The organism is Kitasatospora sp. NPDC005748 (assembly GCF_040630735.1).
Classification (GTDB): Bacteria; Actinomycetota; Actinomycetes; order Streptomycetales; family Streptomycetaceae; genus Kitasatospora.
On the sequence record NZ_JBEXYD010000044.1, the window covers coordinates 47,749 to 63,770 of the forward strand.

Annotated in this window: 10 protein-coding genes; 9 read left to right on the top strand and 1 reads right to left on the bottom strand. The window is 71.0% G+C overall.

Features of this window, described 5'->3' with window-relative positions:
- Nucleotides 1–276: 276 nt before the first annotated feature.
- Nucleotides 277–4,224, bottom strand: a complete 3,948-nt coding sequence (gene eccCa, locus ABZ495_RS26570; RefSeq protein ID WP_359808461.1) for a type VII secretion protein EccCa — start codon at nucleotides 4,222–4,224, stop codon at nucleotides 277–279.
- A 513-nt stretch (nucleotides 4,225–4,737) separates the two neighbouring features.
- Here eccCa and eccD point away from each other — a divergent pair.
- The 9 genes from eccD (at nucleotide 4,738) to ABZ495_RS26615 (ending at nucleotide 15,717) form a co-directional block, all read left to right on the top strand.
- Nucleotides 4,738–6,195: a type VII secretion integral membrane protein EccD gene (gene eccD / locus ABZ495_RS26575; protein ID WP_359808459.1), complete on the top strand. Its 1,458-nt coding sequence runs from the start codon at nucleotides 4,738–4,740 to the stop codon at nucleotides 6,193–6,195.
- Nucleotides 6,196–6,358: 163 nt separating this feature from the next.
- Nucleotides 6,359–6,649, top strand: a complete 291-nt coding sequence (gene rpsO, locus ABZ495_RS26580; RefSeq protein WP_030397713.1) for a 30S ribosomal protein S15 — start codon at nucleotides 6,359–6,361, stop codon at nucleotides 6,647–6,649.
- Nucleotides 6,650–7,111: 462 nt separating this feature from the next.
- A complete protein-coding gene (locus ABZ495_RS26585) occupies nucleotides 7,112–9,319 on the top strand; it encodes a polyribonucleotide nucleotidyltransferase (RefSeq protein WP_329487696.1) in 2,208 nt (735 codons plus the stop codon).
- A 107-nt stretch (nucleotides 9,320–9,426) separates the two neighbouring features.
- Nucleotides 9,427–10,779, top strand: a complete 1,353-nt coding sequence (locus ABZ495_RS26590; protein ID WP_359838447.1) for a pitrilysin family protein — start codon at nucleotides 9,427–9,429, stop codon at nucleotides 10,777–10,779.
- Between the two features lie 14 nt (nucleotides 10,780–10,793).
- Nucleotides 10,794–11,549, top strand: coding sequence for a 4-hydroxy-tetrahydrodipicolinate reductase (dapB, locus tag ABZ495_RS26595; protein ID WP_329487694.1), 756 nt, complete (start codon nucleotides 10,794–10,796; stop codon nucleotides 11,547–11,549).
- A gap of 7 nt (nucleotides 11,550–11,556) precedes the next feature.
- Complete coding sequence (locus ABZ495_RS26600) at nucleotides 11,557–12,018, top strand: hypothetical protein (protein WP_329487693.1); 462 nt, start codon at nucleotides 11,557–11,559, stop codon at nucleotides 12,016–12,018.
- Nucleotides 12,015–12,746, top strand: a complete 732-nt coding sequence (gene thyX / locus ABZ495_RS26605; protein WP_329487692.1) for an FAD-dependent thymidylate synthase — start codon at nucleotides 12,015–12,017, stop codon at nucleotides 12,744–12,746. Before ABZ495_RS26600 ends, thyX begins: the two co-directional genes overlap by 4 nt.
- A 215-nt stretch (nucleotides 12,747–12,961) precedes the next feature.
- Nucleotides 12,962–13,861, top strand: coding sequence for a 4-hydroxy-tetrahydrodipicolinate synthase (gene dapA, locus ABZ495_RS26610; RefSeq protein ID WP_352297641.1), 900 nt, complete (start codon nucleotides 12,962–12,964; stop codon nucleotides 13,859–13,861).
- Nucleotides 13,862–14,031: 170 nt separating this feature from the next.
- Nucleotides 14,032–15,717 (top strand): ribonuclease J, encoded by a 1,686-nt coding sequence (locus tag ABZ495_RS26615; RefSeq protein ID WP_359808455.1) that lies wholly within the window; start codon nucleotides 14,032–14,034, stop codon nucleotides 15,715–15,717.
- Nucleotides 15,718–16,022: the final 305 nt, after the last annotated feature.

The window sequence follows — 16,022 nt, forward strand, 5'->3', positions numbered from 1 at the left end:
GCATGTCCGACTTGTTACCTCTGCCACATCGCGCTTGAATCCAAGGTGAACGGAGCATTGCGCGCGCTCATTCCAAGGCTGATGACCGGCTCGGAGAAGGTCGCCCAGGCGGCTTCCCGGAGCCGGTCACCGCCCGCCCGGGGTGCGGGAACCGCAGCCCAGAGCCGGAAAGATCTCCATAACGTTTCAGCACGTGGACGCGGAAGGGGCCGGGCTCCGCGGAACCCGACCCCTTCCCTCACTTTCCGTCACCGCCACCGGGGGCGGCCGCTCCCGCTACGCCGACGGCAACCAGCCCGTCTGCACCATCTGCCCGCTGGTGATCCGGCGCGAGACGAACACGCCCCGGCCCGGCGGCAGCGGCTGCGGCTTGACGGTGCCCAGCAGCGCGCCCTCGTCCTTGTTGCCGGAGAGGATCACGCCCTGGCCGCCCAGCTCCCGCATCCGCTGCATCACCGGCTCGTAGAGCGAACGGCCGGCGCCGCCCGCGCTCCGCGCGATGATCACGCGCAGGCCGATGTCCCGGGCGAACGGCAGGAACTCGGCCAGCGGCGCCAGCGGGTTCCCCGAACCGGTCGCCACCAGCTCGTAGTCGTCCACGATCACGAACATGTCCTTGCCGCTGTACCAGCTGCGGTTGCGCAGCTGGTCGGCGGTCACGTCCGGACCGGGGAGCCGGCGCGAGCAGGCCCCGCGCAGCATCTCCACGATGCTGGTCATGGCCGGCTGCGCGGCCGCGTACTCGACCAGGTACTCCTGCGGCACCGCGCCGAGCAGCGCGCGCCGGTAGTCGCCGACCACGATGCCGGCCTGGTCCGGGGTGTACCGCTCGGTGATCTGCTTGATCAGCATCCGCAGCGTCGCCGACTTACCGGACTCGGTGTCGCCGAAGACGATGAACAGCGGGTCCGTCTCGAAGTTGACGAACGCCGGCGCCAGCTCGACCTCGTCCACGCCGAAGGCGACCCCGCGCTCCGGGTACTCGAAGCCCTTCGGCAGCGAGTGGCCGTCCAGCACCGCCGGCAGCATCCGGACCTGCGGCGCGCGCGGGCCCGTCCAGGCCGCGTCCACGGCGGCGACCAGCGCGGTCACCCCGTCCTGGAGGTCGTCCACCGAGGACGAGCCGTCCAGCCGGGGCAGGCCGGAGAGGAAGTGCAGCTTGCCGGAGGTGACGCCGCGCCCCGGCAGGGCCGGGATGTTCTGCGCCACCCGGCGGTCCACCTCGGACTCCATCGCGTCACCGAGCTTGAGCTCGGTCCGGTTCTGCAGCAGGTCCTTCAGCGCCGGGCGGACCTCCGCGTAGCGGGCCGCCGTGATGATCAGGTGGACGCCGTACCCGAGACCGCGCTGGGCGATGTCCCCGATCACCGGCTCCAGCATCTCGAACTCCTGCTTGAAGGTGTTCCAGCCGTCGATCATCAGGAAGACGTCGCCGAACTGCTCGTCCGGCAGCTGACCGCTGGCCCGCCGGGACCGGTAGGTCGCGATCGAGTCGATCCCGGTCGCCCGGAACAGCTCCTCGCGCCGGTTCAGCACCCCGTGCACCTCGCTGATCATCCGGCGCACCTTCTCGGCGTCCAGACGACCGGCCACCCCGCCGACGTGCGGCAGGCCCTGCAGCGACTGGAAGCCGCCGCCACCGAAGTCCAGCAGGTAGAACTGCGCCTCCAGCGGCGTGTGGGTGAGCGCGAACCCGGCCACCGTGGTGCGCACCAGCGTCGACTTGCCGGACCGCGGGCCGCCCACGATCAGACCGTGACCGGCCGCACCCGAGTAGTCCTGGTGCAGCACGTCGCGGCGCTGCTCGCGCGGCCGGTCCACGATGCCGACCGGCACGTTGAGCCGGCCCAGCGCGCCGAAGCCCGGCGAGGTGAGACCGCGCTCCGCGGTCGCCTGCAGCGGCGGCAGCAACTGGTCGACGCTCGGCGCCTCGTCCAGCGGCGGCAGCCACACCTGGTGCGCGGCCGGGCCCTGCCCCGCCATCCGCTGCACGAAGACGTCCAGCACGGTGTCGACCAGCGCGTCGTCCTGCTCCACGACCTCCGGCTCCACCTCCTGCACCGGCGGCTCCAGCACCGGCACCTCGGCCGCGGTGAACAGCACCGGCTGCGCCGTCACCAGACGCCCGCCGGTCGACCGCTGCTGCCCCGGCGCCCGGTAGGGCCCCGAGACGTACGCGGCCTTGAACCGGTCCATCACGTCGGTGCCGAACTTCAGGTAGCCGACACCCGGCACCGGCGGCAGGTGGTACGCGTCCGGCACGCCGATGGCCGCCCGCGACTCGGCCGCCGAGAAGGTGCGCAGACCGATCCGGTACGACAGGTAGGTGTCCAGACCGCGCAGCTTGCCCTCCTCCAGGCGCTGCGAGGCCAGCAGCAGGTGCACGCCCAGCGAACGGCCGATCCGGCCGATCTGGATGAACATGTCGATGAAGTCCGGCTTCGCGGTGAGCAGCTCGGAGAACTCGTCGATGATCAGCACCAGCGAGGGCAGCGGGTCCAGCGCCGCACCCGCCGCGCGCGCCCGCTCGTACTCGTTGAGGTTGGCGTAGTTGCCGGCCGAGCGCAGCAGCTCCTGCCGGCGGTTCATCTCGCCCTCGATCGCGTCGCGCATGCGGTCGACCAGGGTGAGTTCGCCCTCCAGGTTGGTGATCACCGCCGAGGTGTGCGGCATGTCCGCCATCCCGGCGAAGGTCGCGCCGCCCTTGAAGTCCGCGAGGACGAAGTTCAGCGTCTCCGAGGAGTGCGTCATCGCCAGGCCCAGCACCAGGGTGCGCAGCAGCTCCGACTTGCCGGAGCCGGTCGCGCCGACGCAGAGGCCGTGCGGGCCCATGCCTTCGAGCGCCGCCTCCTTGATGTCCAGGTAGACGTGCTCGCCGCCGGCCCCGACGCCGATCGGCACCCGCAGCTTCTCGTGCTGCGCCCGCGTCCGCCAGCTGCGCGTCACGTCGAACGAGCCCGGGTCGCCCGAGTTCATCAGCTCGGTGAAGTCCAGGTTGGACAGCAGCGGTTCGTCGTCGCCGCCGGCCGAGATCCGGTACGGCGCCAGCTGCCGGGCCAGGGCCTCGGACTGCCAGGTGGAGAGCGTGTCCGGGGTGCCGGAGTACGTCGCGCCGGAGGCCGAACGCAGCACCAGCTCGTCCGGGGTCACCGTCACGATCAGGTGACCGGTCGGCTCGTCCAGGTCGCCCGGGACCACCTCGACGATGGTCACCCCGTGCACGCCCTCGGCGCCGGCCAGCAGCGAGTCGTGCGGGACGGACGCGCCGTCCATCACGACGATGATGTGCGGCTGGTCCGAGGACGGCGCCGCGTCGCGCACGAAGCGCTGGCGCCCCGCCAGTTCGTCCTGGAGCAGGTACTCCAGCTCACCGAGGCCGGTGGCGATCAGCCGCCGCGAACCCGCGCCGTCGCTGTCCTTGCGGTGCTGGTTGTGCGGGAGCCACTTGGTCCACTCCCACTCCTCCACCGCGCCCGGCGCCGCGGCCACCGTCACCAGCAGGTCGTCCGGCGAGTGCAGCGTCGTCAACTGGGCGATCATCGCCCGGACGTTGCCGTACACGGTGTCCGGGTCGCCGCACACCGTGATGTGGTAGAAGGCGCGCAGCGAGACCGCCAAGGGCAGGTCCTGCAGCGTGCCGTGGGCCTTCAGGAAGGTGTGCATGGCGGCCGCGGCGAGCGGTTCCAGCTCCTCCATCGGCGCGGTCTGCGGCGCCACCAGCGGGGTCGACAGCTGGACCGGCCCCCGGCCGACCCGGATCTGGGCGAAGTCGGCGTCCCCCGTGCGGCGTTCCCAGAGCCGGCGGCCGTCCGCGACGATCGACCAGAGCTGGTCCGGCTCCGGGTTCAGGAACAGCTGCGCGCCGCGCTGGCGCTCCGCCGTGCGGCGGACCTGGCGGCGCATCTGCTGCAGGTACTTCAGGTAGTCGCGCCGCTCGTCGGCGGTGGCGGTGGAACCGCCCTTGCGCGCCCGCACGATCTGCGCCAGCGCCATGCCGACGGTCGAGACGACCATCAGGCCGCCCATGATCTTCATCGGGGCCTGTGCGCCGGGCGAGAAGAAGAACACCGCCGACCCGCCCATGCCGAGCATCGGCAGCAGGCTCATCATCCAGTCCTCGCCGCCCGACCGGGGCAGCTCGGGCGGGGTGACCAACTCCACCGGTTCGTCCGGCACCGCCGGGGGATAGGCCCGCGCGGGGCGCTTGACCGTGATCACGCTCATACGCACCCCACCCCGCGGTTTCGAACGGTCTGATCGTTCACTTCGGCATCAGCCCTCACGCAAACTGGATACGTACGGGTGAGGGCGCCCCGTGTGACGCCGCCCCCGCTCCGCCGACCGCAGGCACCCGGGGAGGAGCGCGGCCCCTGCCCCCGTCGCCTTGCGCAGGGGCCGATCCTACTGGGGCGCGTTCCGGCGGATCAGCCAGGGCGGCCCCGTGGTGCCCGGGGCCCCGCCGGCCGCCGTTCCACCGGCCCCTGCGCGCCGGTGGGCGGGACCGGAACGGGTAGGGTAACGCCGCGCCAACTCATGGCCGGATCGAGTCAGTTCCAGCCCCGACCGGCCCGCGCCAGCAGCCAGCAGGAACCGCCGCCGGTACAGCGGCACCGTCAACAAGGGGGAGCGCCCAGTGCGTCGAGCGATCGAGGGGTGCGCAGTGAGCGAGCGGAACGAGCCACTCGTCAGGGAAGCGCGCCGTTCCCGGCACGCGTCGAGCGTCCGCGAGGTGGGGGCATGAGCACCTCCGCCACGACCGGCTTCTGCCGCGTCACCGTCGTCGCCCCGGACAGCCGGATCGACGTCGCCCTGCCCGAGGACGTCCCGCTCGCCGACGTCTACCCCGAGGTGCTGCGGCTCTCCGGGCAGACCCAGCCCGACGGCGCCCCGACCGGCTTCCACCTGGTCCGCCGCGACGGCACCGTGCTCGACAGCGGTCTGCCGCTCGCCGCGCAGCAGGTCCGCGACGGCGACCTGCTCAGCCTGCGCCCGTTCGCCGAGTCGCTGCCGCCGGCCGTCTACGACGACGTCGCCGACGCCATCGCCACCGCCGTCGAGGCCGACCGCCGGTTCTGGAGCCCCGAGTTGATGCGGGCCTTCGGCCTGATCGGCGCCGGCGTGCTGCTCACCCTGCTCGGCTTCGCGCTCTGGTTCTCCGACCTGCGCCACGACATGCACGGCCTGCCCGGCGTCCTGTCCGGCGTCATCGCCGTCGTGCTCACCGCCCTGGCCGGCGTCCGCGCCCGGGTGTACCAGGACGCCTGGGCCGCGCTCGCGCTCGGCCTCGGCGCGCTGCCGCACGCCCTGATCGGCGGCAGCGGCCTCATCGCGGTCGCCCACCCGTGGGACGGCCCGGGCCGGCTCCAGTTCCTCACCGGCTGCGTCGCCGTCCTGGTGGTGGCCGTCCTGCTGGTCGGCCTGCTGCCGGAGAAGGACTCGCTGTTCGTGGCCGCCGCCTTCGTGGCCGCCGCCGGTGCGCTGGCCACCTTCGCGGCCGTCCTGCTGCCGTCGACCCCGGCCAACCACATCGCCGCGGTCACCGGCGTCGCCGCCGTCGCCGTGATCGGCTTCCTGCCCGGCCTCTCCGCCCGGTTCGCCCGGCTGCCCGTCGGCTTCAGCGCCCCCGGCCAGACCCGGACCCGCAGCCGGGACTACGACGACGAGGCCGGCCGCGCCGAGGCCGTCCAGTACGAGCGCATCGCCCACCAGGCCCGCCGCGGCCACGAGGTGCTGGTCGGCCTGGTCGGCGGCTGCGCCGCGGTGATCGTCGGCGCCTGCGCCGTCCTCGGCTTCACCGACGAGCTCTTCCCGGAGCTGCTCGCCCTCACCCTCGGCATCGCCACCATGCTGCGCGCCCGGCTGTTCCGCTACACCGCGCAGGTCTTCAGCCTCACCATCGCCGGCCTGTTCGGCCTGTCGCTGCTGATCGTCGGCCTCTCGCTGCACACCCCGCTGTTCATCCTGAAGGCCGCCAGCTCCACCGACGTGGACCTGCGCACCATCTGGCTGGCCACCTCGATCGCTTTCGGCGCCGCGGTGCTCACCGCGATCGCCCTGGTGGTGCCCCGGCTCGGCGTCTCGCCGTTCTGGGGGCGCATCCTGGACCTGGTCGACAGCCTCACCCTGATCGCCCTCGTCCCGCTGGCGCTGGGCGTGCTGGAGGTCTACGGCCTGGTCCGCGGCGCCACCGGCTGACCGGTCGCACCGGGCACACTGGTACGCTTGCCCTTCGAGTGCAGCAGGGTGTCCGCCCCTCGCGGGTCGCCGACCGCCGGCCGCACTCAGTCACGACACCGAGTTCTCGCAGAGTCCTGTGCCGTAGACCAGGCCCGCTCGGTACCACCTCAAAGGAGTTGCAGTGGCTCTCGCCTCTGACGTCAAGAAGCAGATCTTCGCCGAGTTCGGCCAGAAGGAGGGCGACACCGGCTCCCCCGAGGTCCAGGTCGCCATGCTCTCGCGCCGCATCTCGGACCTGACCGAGCACCTCAAGGCCCACAAGCACGACCACCACTCGCGTCGTGGCCTGCTGATCCTGGTCGGCCAGCGCCGCCGCCTGCTGCAGTACCTGGCCAAGAAGGACATCGAGCGCTTCCGTACGCTCGTCGACCGTCTGGGCATCCGCCGCGGTGCCGCCGGTGGCGCCCGCTAAGACCGCCGCTCGGGGCGGCTCCCCACACCGGGGAGCCGCCCCTCGCGCGTATGCCGCGGTCGCCGACCCGCGACCCGGCACCGTATAACAACTCGCGCGCACCTCCCCTGGTGGCCGAGGATTGCACCGTAGGGTTGTGGGCATGCCGGGTGATGGCGCGACACCGCGCCACCCGGGCGAAAGACCCCGACCCCCCGCGGGACGAAGGCTTCAAACGGAAGCCGCCCGCATCCGAGAGAGCGTCCAGACGCGGACCGCCCGCCCCGGCCTGGCAGCCGAGAGGCGCCGGTCCTCGGTAGTGGCCGCCGGAAGCCCCGCAGACCGAGCGGGGCCCACCGGAGGCTTCGATCGAAGACCGGCCCGACTGCCTTCCTCTGCGCAAGAGCGCACGAGGGCCCGGGCCACCGGCAGCGATGCGCGGGGGCGCTCTCCCGGAGACGTACGAAAGAGGAGATCTTCCAGGTGGAAGAGAACGTGTTCTACGCCGAAGCCGTGATCGACAACGGTTCCTTCGGCACCCGTACCATCCGCTTCGAGACGGGCCGCCTGGCCCGTCAGGCCGCCGGCTCCGCCGTGGCCTACCTGGACGACGACACCATGGTGCTGTCGGCCACCAGCGCCTCCAAGCAGCCGAAGGAGCACTTCGACTTCTTCCCGCTGACCGTGGACGTCGAGGAGCGGATGTACGCCGCCGGGCGCATCCCCGGCTCGTTCTTCCGTCGCGAGGGCCGGCCCTCCGAGGACGCGATCCTCACCTGCCGCCTGATCGACCGCCCGCTGCGCCCGTCCTTCGTCAAGGGCCTGCGCAACGAGATCCAGGTCGTCGTCACCGTGATGGCGCTCAACCCCGACCACCTGTACGACGTGGTGGCCATCAACGCCGCCTCCGCGTCCACCCAGCTGGCGGGCCTGCCGTTCTCCGGCCCGATCGGCGGCGTCCGCGTCGCGCTGATCAAGGGCCAGTGGGTGGCCTTCCCGACCCACTCCGAGCTGGAGTCGGCCGTCTTCGACATGGTCGTCGCCGGCCGCGTCCTGCCCGACGGTGACGTCGCGATCATGATGGTCGAGGCCGAGGCCACCGACAAGACCATCAAGCTGGTCGAGGGCGGCGCCGAGGCGCCGACCGAGGACGTCGTCGCCGCCGGTCTGGACGCCGCGAAGCCGTTCATCAAGGTGCTCTGCGCCGCGCAGTCCCAGCTGGCCGCCCAGGCCGCCAAGCCCACCGGCGAGTTCCCGGTCTTCCTGGACTACCAGGACGACGTGCTCGCCGCCCTGACCGCCGCGGTCAAGGACGAGCTGGCCCAGGCGCTCACCATCCCGGGCAAGCAGGAGCGCAACAACGAGCTGGACCGCGTCAAGGCGATCGCCGCCGAGAAGCTCCTGCCGGAGTTCGAGGGTCGCGAGAAGGAGATCAGCGCCGCGTACAACGCGCTGACCAAGAAGGTCGTGCGCGAGCGCGTCATCAAGGACAAGGTCCGCATCGACGGCCGCGGTGTCACCGACATCCGCACCCTGGCCGCCGAGGTCGAGGCCATCCCGCGCGTCCACGGCTCGGCCCTGTTCGAGCGCGGCGAGACCCAGATCCTGGGTGTCACCACGCTGAACATGCTGCGCATGGAGCAGCAGCTGGACACGCTCTCCCCGGAGACGCGTCGCCGCTACATGCACAACTACAACTTCCCGCCGTACTCGGTCGGCGAGACCGGCCGCGTGGGCTCGCCCAAGCGCCGCGAGATCGGCCACGGCGCGCTGGCGGAGCGGGCGATCCTGCCCGTGCTGCCGACCCGCGAGGAGTTCCCCTACGCGATCCGCCAGGTCTCCGAGGCGCTGAGCTCCAACGGCTCCACCTCGATGGGCTCGGTCTGCGCCTCCACCATGTCGCTGCTGAACGCCGGTGTGCCGCTGAAGGCCGCCGTCGCCGGTATCGCCATGGGCCTCATCTCGCAGGAGATCGACGGCGAGACGCACTACGTCGCGCTGACCGACATCCTGGGCGCCGAGGACGCGTACGGCGACATGGACTTCAAGGTCGCCGGTACCCGCAACTTCATCACCGCGCTGCAGCTGGACACCAAGCTGAACGGCATCCCGGCCTCCGTGCTGGCCGCCGCGCTGAAGCAGGCCAAGGACGCCCGCCTGCACATCCTCGACGTGATGAACGAGGCCATCGACGCGCCCGACGAGATGTCGCCGAACGCGCCGCGCATCATCACCATCAAGATCCCGGTGGACAAGATCGGTGAGGTCATCGGCCCCAAGGGCAAGATGATCAACCAGATCCAGGAGGACACCGGCGCGGACATCACCATCGAGGACGACGGCACCATCTACATCGGTGCGGTCGACGGTCCCTCGGCGGAGGCTGCCCGTACGACGATCAACCAGATCGCCAACCCGACCATGCCGGAGGTCGGGGAGCGCTACCTGGGCACCGTGGTGAAGACCACGACGTTCGGCGCGTTCGTTTCGCTCATGCCGGGCAAGGACGGCCTGCTGCACATCTCGCAGATCCGCAAGCTGGCCGGTGGCAAGCGCGTGGAGAACGTCGAGGACGTGCTCGCCGTCGGCGCCAAGGTCCAGGTCGAGATCGCCGAGATCGACCCGCGCGGCAAGCTCTCGCTGATCCCGGTCGTCGAGGGCGAAGAGGGTGGCGAGGCCGCTTCCGAGTGAAGCGCCGCTAGCCCCCCGGTTCGATAGAAGCGGCCGCGGCCCGCACGCCCCGTCGGCGTGCGGGCCGCACCCTGTTGTTGCACATGCTTTCTACGGAGGTACACCCCGTGGCCCAGGCCTCGGCGGCGAAGCAGCGCCCCGGCACCACCCGGACCCTGCTCAAGGGCGTGGACGGCGCCGGCACGGTGCGCCGCACCGTCCTCCCCGGCGGCCTGCGGGTCGTCACCGAGACCCTGCCGACGGTTCGCTCCGCGACCTTCGGCATCTGGGTCGGAGTCGGTTCGCGGGACGAGACCCCCCAGCTCAACGGAGCCACGCACTACCTGGAGCACCTGCTCTTCAAGGGCACCGAGCGGCGCAGCGCGCTGGACATCTCGGCCGCCCTGGACGCGGTCGGCGGTGAGATGAACGCCTTCACCGCCAAGGAGAACACCTGCTACTACGCCAGGGTGCTCGACACCGACCTGCCGCTCGCCATCGACGTGGTGTGCGACATGCTCACCGGCTCGCTGATCCGCCCGGAGGACGTCGAGGCCGAGCGCGGCGTCATCCTGGAGGAGATGGCGATGGCGGAGGACGACCCGGGTGACGTGGTGCACGACCTCTTCGCCAAGGTGATCTTCGGCAGCGGCCCGCTCGGCCGCCCGATCCTCGGCACCCAGGAGACGGTCAACGGGCTCACCCGCGACCAGATCGCCGGGTTCTTCCACCGCCGCTACAAGCCCGAGCACCTGGTCGTCGCCGCGGCCGGCAATCTCGACCACCGCAAGGTGGTCCGCCAGGTCGAGAAGGCCTTCGCGGCGCTGCTGGCGCGCTCCGGGGCCGAGCCCGCCGAGGCCCGCCGCGGCGTCAAGGCCGTGCGCACCGCCGGCAAGGTCGAGGTGCTCAACCGCTCCACCGAGCAGGCCCACCTGGTGCTCGGCGTGCCCGGGGTGCCGCGCCACGACGAGCGCCGCTGGGCGATGGGCGTGCTGAACGCGGCACTCGGCGGCGGGATGAGCTCGCGGCTGTTCCAGGAGGTCCGGGAGAAGCGCGGCCTGGCGTACTCGGTGTACTCGTACTCGTCCTCCTACGCGGACAGCGGCCTGTTCGGCATCTACGCCGGCTGCCAGCCCAAGCGCGTCGAGGAGGTGCTGCGGATCTGCCGCGAGGAGCTCGCCAAGGTGGTCGCCGACGGCATCACCGAGGAGGAGCTGCGTCGGGCGATCGGCCAGATCTCCGGCTCCACCGTGCTCGGCATGGAGGACACCGGCTCCCTGATGAACCGGATCGGCAAGGCCGAGCTGAGCTACGGCCACCACCTCTCGGTGGACGACATGCTGGCGAGGATCGCGGCCGTGACCCTGGACGACGTCCACGCGGTGGCCCGTGACGTGCTCGGCGCGCACCGGCCCTCGCTGGCGCTGATCGGTCCGATCAACGACAAGCGGGCCGGCCGGCTCGCCGACCTGCTGGTCTGAAGGGACTTCTCACCATGACGCTGCGTGTCGCCGTGATCGGCGCCAAGGGCCGGATCGGCTCCGAGGCGGTCAAGGCCGTCGAGGCCGCCCCCGACCTGGAGCTGGTCGCCGCCCTGGGCCGGGGATCGGACCTCGACGAGCTGACCCGGGCCGGGGCCCAGGTCGCCGTCGAGCTGACCCACCCCGACTCGGTGATGGCCAACCTCGACTACTGCGTCCACCACGGCATCCACGTCGTCACCGGGACCACCGGCTGGGACGACGCGCGGCTGGGCGAGCTGGAGGGCTGGCTGATGCCGGGCGGCGAGCCGCGGCCGCTCGGTGTGCTGGTCGCGCCGAACTTCTCGCTGGGCGCGGTGCTGGGCATGAAGTTCGCCCAGACCGCCGCCAGGTACTTCGAGTCGGTCGAGGTCGTCGAGCTGCACCACGACCGCAAGGCCGACGCGCCGAGCGGTACGGCCACCCGGACCGCGCAGCTGATCGCCGCGGCCCGCGCCGAGGCCGGCCGCCCGCCGCAGCAGGACCCGACCACACACAGCCTGCCCGGTGCCCGCGGCGCGGACGTGGACGGGATCCCGGTGCACGCCGTCCGGCTGCGCGGCCTGCTGGCGCACCAGCAGGTGATGTTCGGCGACACCGGCGAGACCCTCACCATCCGGCACGACTCGCTGCACCACAGCAGTTTCATGCCGGGCATCCTGCTCGGGGTGCGCAAGGTCGTCGAGAACCACGGTCTCACCGTGGGCCTCGAGAACTTCCTGGACCTGTGAGCGACCGGTGACCTCCCGTACCGGTTTCTTCGTCCTCTCCGGCGTGCTGCTGCTGGTGGCCCTGGTCTGCGTCGGCGAGGGCGTCCAGCTGATCGCCACCGGCAAGCCGCTCGGCATCGGCCTGGGCCTGTGCGCCTTCGTCGTCCCGCCGATCGGGGTCTGGTTCCTGCGCCAGACCGTCCGCTTCGGCCGGGCCAGCGAGCGGCTCGCCCGCGAGCTGGAGGCCGAGGGCGGCCTGCCGGTGGACGAGCTGAAGCGCACCGCCGGCGGCCGGATCGACCGGGACTCGGCCGACGCGGTGTTCGCCCGCCGCAAGGCCGAGGCGGAGGCCTCGCCCGGCGACTGGCGCGTCTTCTTCCGCCTCGCGGTGGCGTACGCCGACGCCGGCGACACCCCGCGCGCCCGTAAGACCATGCAGCACGCGATCCGGCTGCACCGCACCAACGAACCCGCAAGGAGTACCGCGTGACCGACGAACCCACCGCCCCCAGGTTCCGCAGCGATGTCACCGTGGAGCTGGTCCGCAGCTCCGCCGCCGACTCGGACGTCATCTGGGCGGCCCGGGTCTCGACGGCCGGGGAGCAGTCCCTGGAGGCGTTGCAGCAGGACCCGGAGAAGTCCACCGGTCTGATCAACTACCTGATGCGGGACCGGCACGGTACGCCGTTCGAGCACAACTCGATGACCTTCTTCATCAGTGCGCCGATCTTCGTCTTCCGGGAGTTCCACCGCCACCGCAGCGGCTGGTCGTACAACGAGGAGTCCGGCCGCTACCGCGAGCTGCAGCCGGTGTTCTACGTGCCCGGTGAGGAGCGCAAGCTCGTCCAGCAGGGCCGCCCGGGGCGCTACGAGTTCGTCGAGGGCACGCCGAAGCAGTTCGACGTGGTCGCCGAGCAGATGGAGGCCGCCTACCAGGGGGCCTACCGGGCGTACCAGGAGATGCTGGCGGCCGGTGTGGCCCGCGAGGTGGCCCGGGCCGTGCTGCCGGTCGGCCTGTTCTCCTCGATGTACGCGACCTGCAACGCCCGCTCGCTGATGCACTTCCTGTCGCTGCGGACCAAGAAGGAGAACGCCGCGGTGCCGTCGTTCCCGCAGCGCGAGATCGAGATGGTCGCCGAGCAGATGGAGGAGCAGTGGGCCCGGCTCATGCCGCTCACCCATGCGGCCTTCGAGAAGCACGGCCGGGTCGCCCCCTGACCTGGGGTAACAGGCATATGGGCGGCTTGCCTGGCATGTCTGGATTGCGGCTTTTCTAGCCGCTCCCTACGCTCGTGACACGGATTCCGGTGCTGCGTGAACCCCCGAGCATGCAGCACCGGAATCCCATCTTTGTGCCGCTCCGCGCGCCACACCTGTCCGAACCCTGGACCGGCCTGGGTACCGCCCCACCGCCTACGAGTAGTTTTGGACGCATGGCTCCGACCTCCACCCCCCAGACGCCGTTCGGCCGGGTCCTGACCGCGATGGTGACCCCGTTCACCGCTGACGGCGGGCTCGACCTCGACGGCGCCCAGCGCCTCGCCGCACACCTCGTCGACGCAGGCAACGACGGCCTCGTCCTCAACGGCACCACCGGTGAGTCCCCGACCACCAGCGACGCCGAGAAGGCCCGGCTGGTCCGCGCCGTCGTGGAAGCGGTGGGGGACCGCGCCCACGTGGTGGCCGGTGTCGGCACCAACGACACGCACCACAGCGCCGACCTCGCCCGCCAGGCCGAGGCGGCCGGGGCCCACGGCCTGCTGGTCGTCACGCCGTACTACAGCAAGCCCCCGCAGGAGGGCCTGTACCGGCACACCACGCACATCGCGGACGCCACCGGCCTGCCGGTCATGCTCTACGACATTCCCGGCCGCAGCGGTGTCGCGCTGAGCCACGAGACGCTGGTCCGGCTCGGCGAGCACCCGCGGATCGTCGCCAACAAGGACGCCAAGGGCGACCTCGGCGCCGCCGCCTGGGCCATCGCCCGCTCCGACCTGGCGTGGTACTCCGGCGACGACATCCTCAACCTGCCGCTGCTCTCGGTCGGCGCCGTCGGTGTGGTCAGCGTGGTCGGGCACGTGGTCGCCGCGGAGCTGCGCAGCATGGTCGACGCCTACCTGGGCGGGGATGTGGCCAAGGCCACGGCGATCCACCAGAGCCTGCTGCCGGTCTTCAGCGGTATGTTCCGCACGCAGGGTGTCATCCTCACCAAGGCGGCCCTGGAGCTGCAGGGCCGGCCCGCCGGCCCGCTCCGGCTGCCGCTGGTCGGCGCGACTTCCGAGGAGATCGCGCAATTGAAGAAGGATCTCGCCGCCGGCGGGGTACACCTGTAACAGACAAGACGTGCGCGCCCCGGCTCGCCGGACCTCCCAGGAGGGCCGCCGCTGGACCGGAACGAAGGCGTGAGAGTACTTACCCAGTAGGAAACCGACACTGAGTACGCACGCCATATGTCTCTCGGGGAGGACCCCAGGCATATGGCGTGCGTCGTGAGGAGAGTCTTTTGAGCCACCCGCATCCCGAACTCGGCGCGCCCCCGGCCCTCAAGGAGGGCGCCCTGCGCATCACTCCGCTCGGCGGCCTCGGCGAGATCGGCCGCAACATGACGGTCCTCGAATTCGGGGACCGCATTCTCATCGTCGACTGCGGCGTCCTCTTCCCCGAGGACGAGCAGCCCGGCGTCGACCTGATCCTCCCGGACTTCAGCTACATCCGGGGCCGGCTCGACAAGATCGACGGCATCGTGCTGACCCACGGGCACGAGGACCACATCGGTGCCGTCCCGTTCCTGCTCCGGGAGAACCCGGACATCCCGCTGATCGGGTCGAAGCTCACCCTGGCGCTGATCGAGGCCAAGCTCGCCGAGCACCGCATCCACCCGTACGTGCTGGAGGTGAAGGAGGGCGACCGCGAGCGGATCGGCCCCTTCGACTGCCAGTTCATCGCGGTCAACCACTCCATCCCGGACGCGCTGGCCGTCGCCGTGCGCACGCCCGCCGGCATGGTGGTCGCCACCGGTGACTTCAAGATGGACCAGCTGCCGCTCGACGGCCGCCTCACCGACCTCCCGGCTTTCGCCAAGCTGGCCGAGGAGGGCATGGACCTGCTGCTGGTGGACTCCACCAACGCCGAGGTCCCCGGCTTCATCCCGCACGAGCGGGACATCTCGGCCGCGCTGCGGAACGTCTTCGCCAACGCCGACAAGCGCATCATCGTCGCCTCCTTCGCCAGCCACGTGCACCGCATCCAGCAGGTGCTGGACGCCGCGCACGAGTACAAGCGCAAGGTCGCCTTCGTCGGCCGCTCGATGGTCCGCAACATGGGCATCGCCCGCGACCTCGGCTACCTCAAGGTCCCCGGCAACCTGGTCGTCGACGTCAAGCAGCTGGACGACCTCCCGGACAAGGAGGTCGTGCTGATCTGCACCGGTTCGCAGGGCGAGCCGATGGCGGCGCTGTCCCGGATGGCCAACCGCGACCACCAGATCCGCATCGTCGAGGGCGACACCGTCATCCTGGCCTCGTCGCTGATCCCCGGCAACGAGAACGCCGTGTACCGGGTGATCAACGGCCTGACCCGCTGGGGCGCCAAGGTCGTGCACAAGGGCAACGCCAAGGTGCACGTCTCGGGCCACGCCTCGGCCGGCGAGCTGCTGTACTTCTTCAACATCTGCAAGCCGCGCAACCTGATGCCGGTGCACGGCGAATGGCGCCACCTGCGCGCCGCCGCCGACCTGGGCATCGCGACGGGCATCCCGAAGCACCGCACGGTCATCGCGGAGGACGGCGTCTGCGTCGACCTGGAGAACGGCGTCGCCCGCATCGTGGGCAAGGTGCAGGCCGGCTACGTCTACGTCGACGGTTCGTCCGTCGGCGACATCACCGAGGCATCCCTGAAGGACCGCCGGATCCTCGGCGAGGAGGGCTTCATCTCGGTCTTCGTGGTGGTCGACTCCACCAACGGGAAGATCGTGGGCGGTCCGACCATCCAGGCCCGCGGTTCCGGCATCGACGACAAGGCGTTCACCCCGGTGGCGGCCAAGCTCCAGGAGGCACTGGACCGCTCGGCGGGCGACGGTGTCCTGGAGATCCGCCAGGTCCAGCAGCTCGTGCGCCGGACCATGGGCAAGTGGGTGGCGGACAACTACCGCCGCCGGCCGATGATCCTGCCGGTCGTCGTCGAGGTCTGAGCCTCCCCACGGCCAGTTTGACGTGGGGCGACCCGGTGCGTAGTGTTCTCCGGGTTGCCCCACGGGACGGCCTGCCGGAAGTTCTCGAACGAAATTCGAGAACAACAGGCGGAAAACGGCCCGAAAAACTCTGCTAGAGTTCGGGAGCGCCGAAAGGCGAAAGCCGATCAGGTAAATGAAACTCCGGAAAACGGAGCGGAAAACATCTGATAAGCTGGAAACACGAAAGAACGAAGCGCCCGGAGGGCCCGCTGGAAGGCGGTCCGAAGGAAGTGTCCGTTCCTTGAGAACTCAACAGCGTGCCA

What these genes read in the sequence shown, in the direction of transcription:
- eccCa (WP_359808461.1), bottom strand. Translation starts at nt 4,224, where the DNA reads ATGAGCGTGATCACGGTCAAGCGCCCCGCGCGGGCCTATCCCCCGGCG.
- eccD (WP_359808459.1), top strand. Translation starts at nt 4,738, where the DNA reads ATGAGCACCTCCGCCACGACCGGCTTCTGCCGCGTCACCGTCGTCGCC.
- dapB (WP_329487694.1), top strand. Translation starts at nt 10,794, where the DNA reads ATGACGCTGCGTGTCGCCGTGATCGGCGCCAAGGGCCGGATCGGCTCC.
- dapA (WP_352297641.1), top strand. Translation starts at nt 12,962, where the DNA reads ATGGCTCCGACCTCCACCCCCCAGACGCCGTTCGGCCGGGTCCTGACC.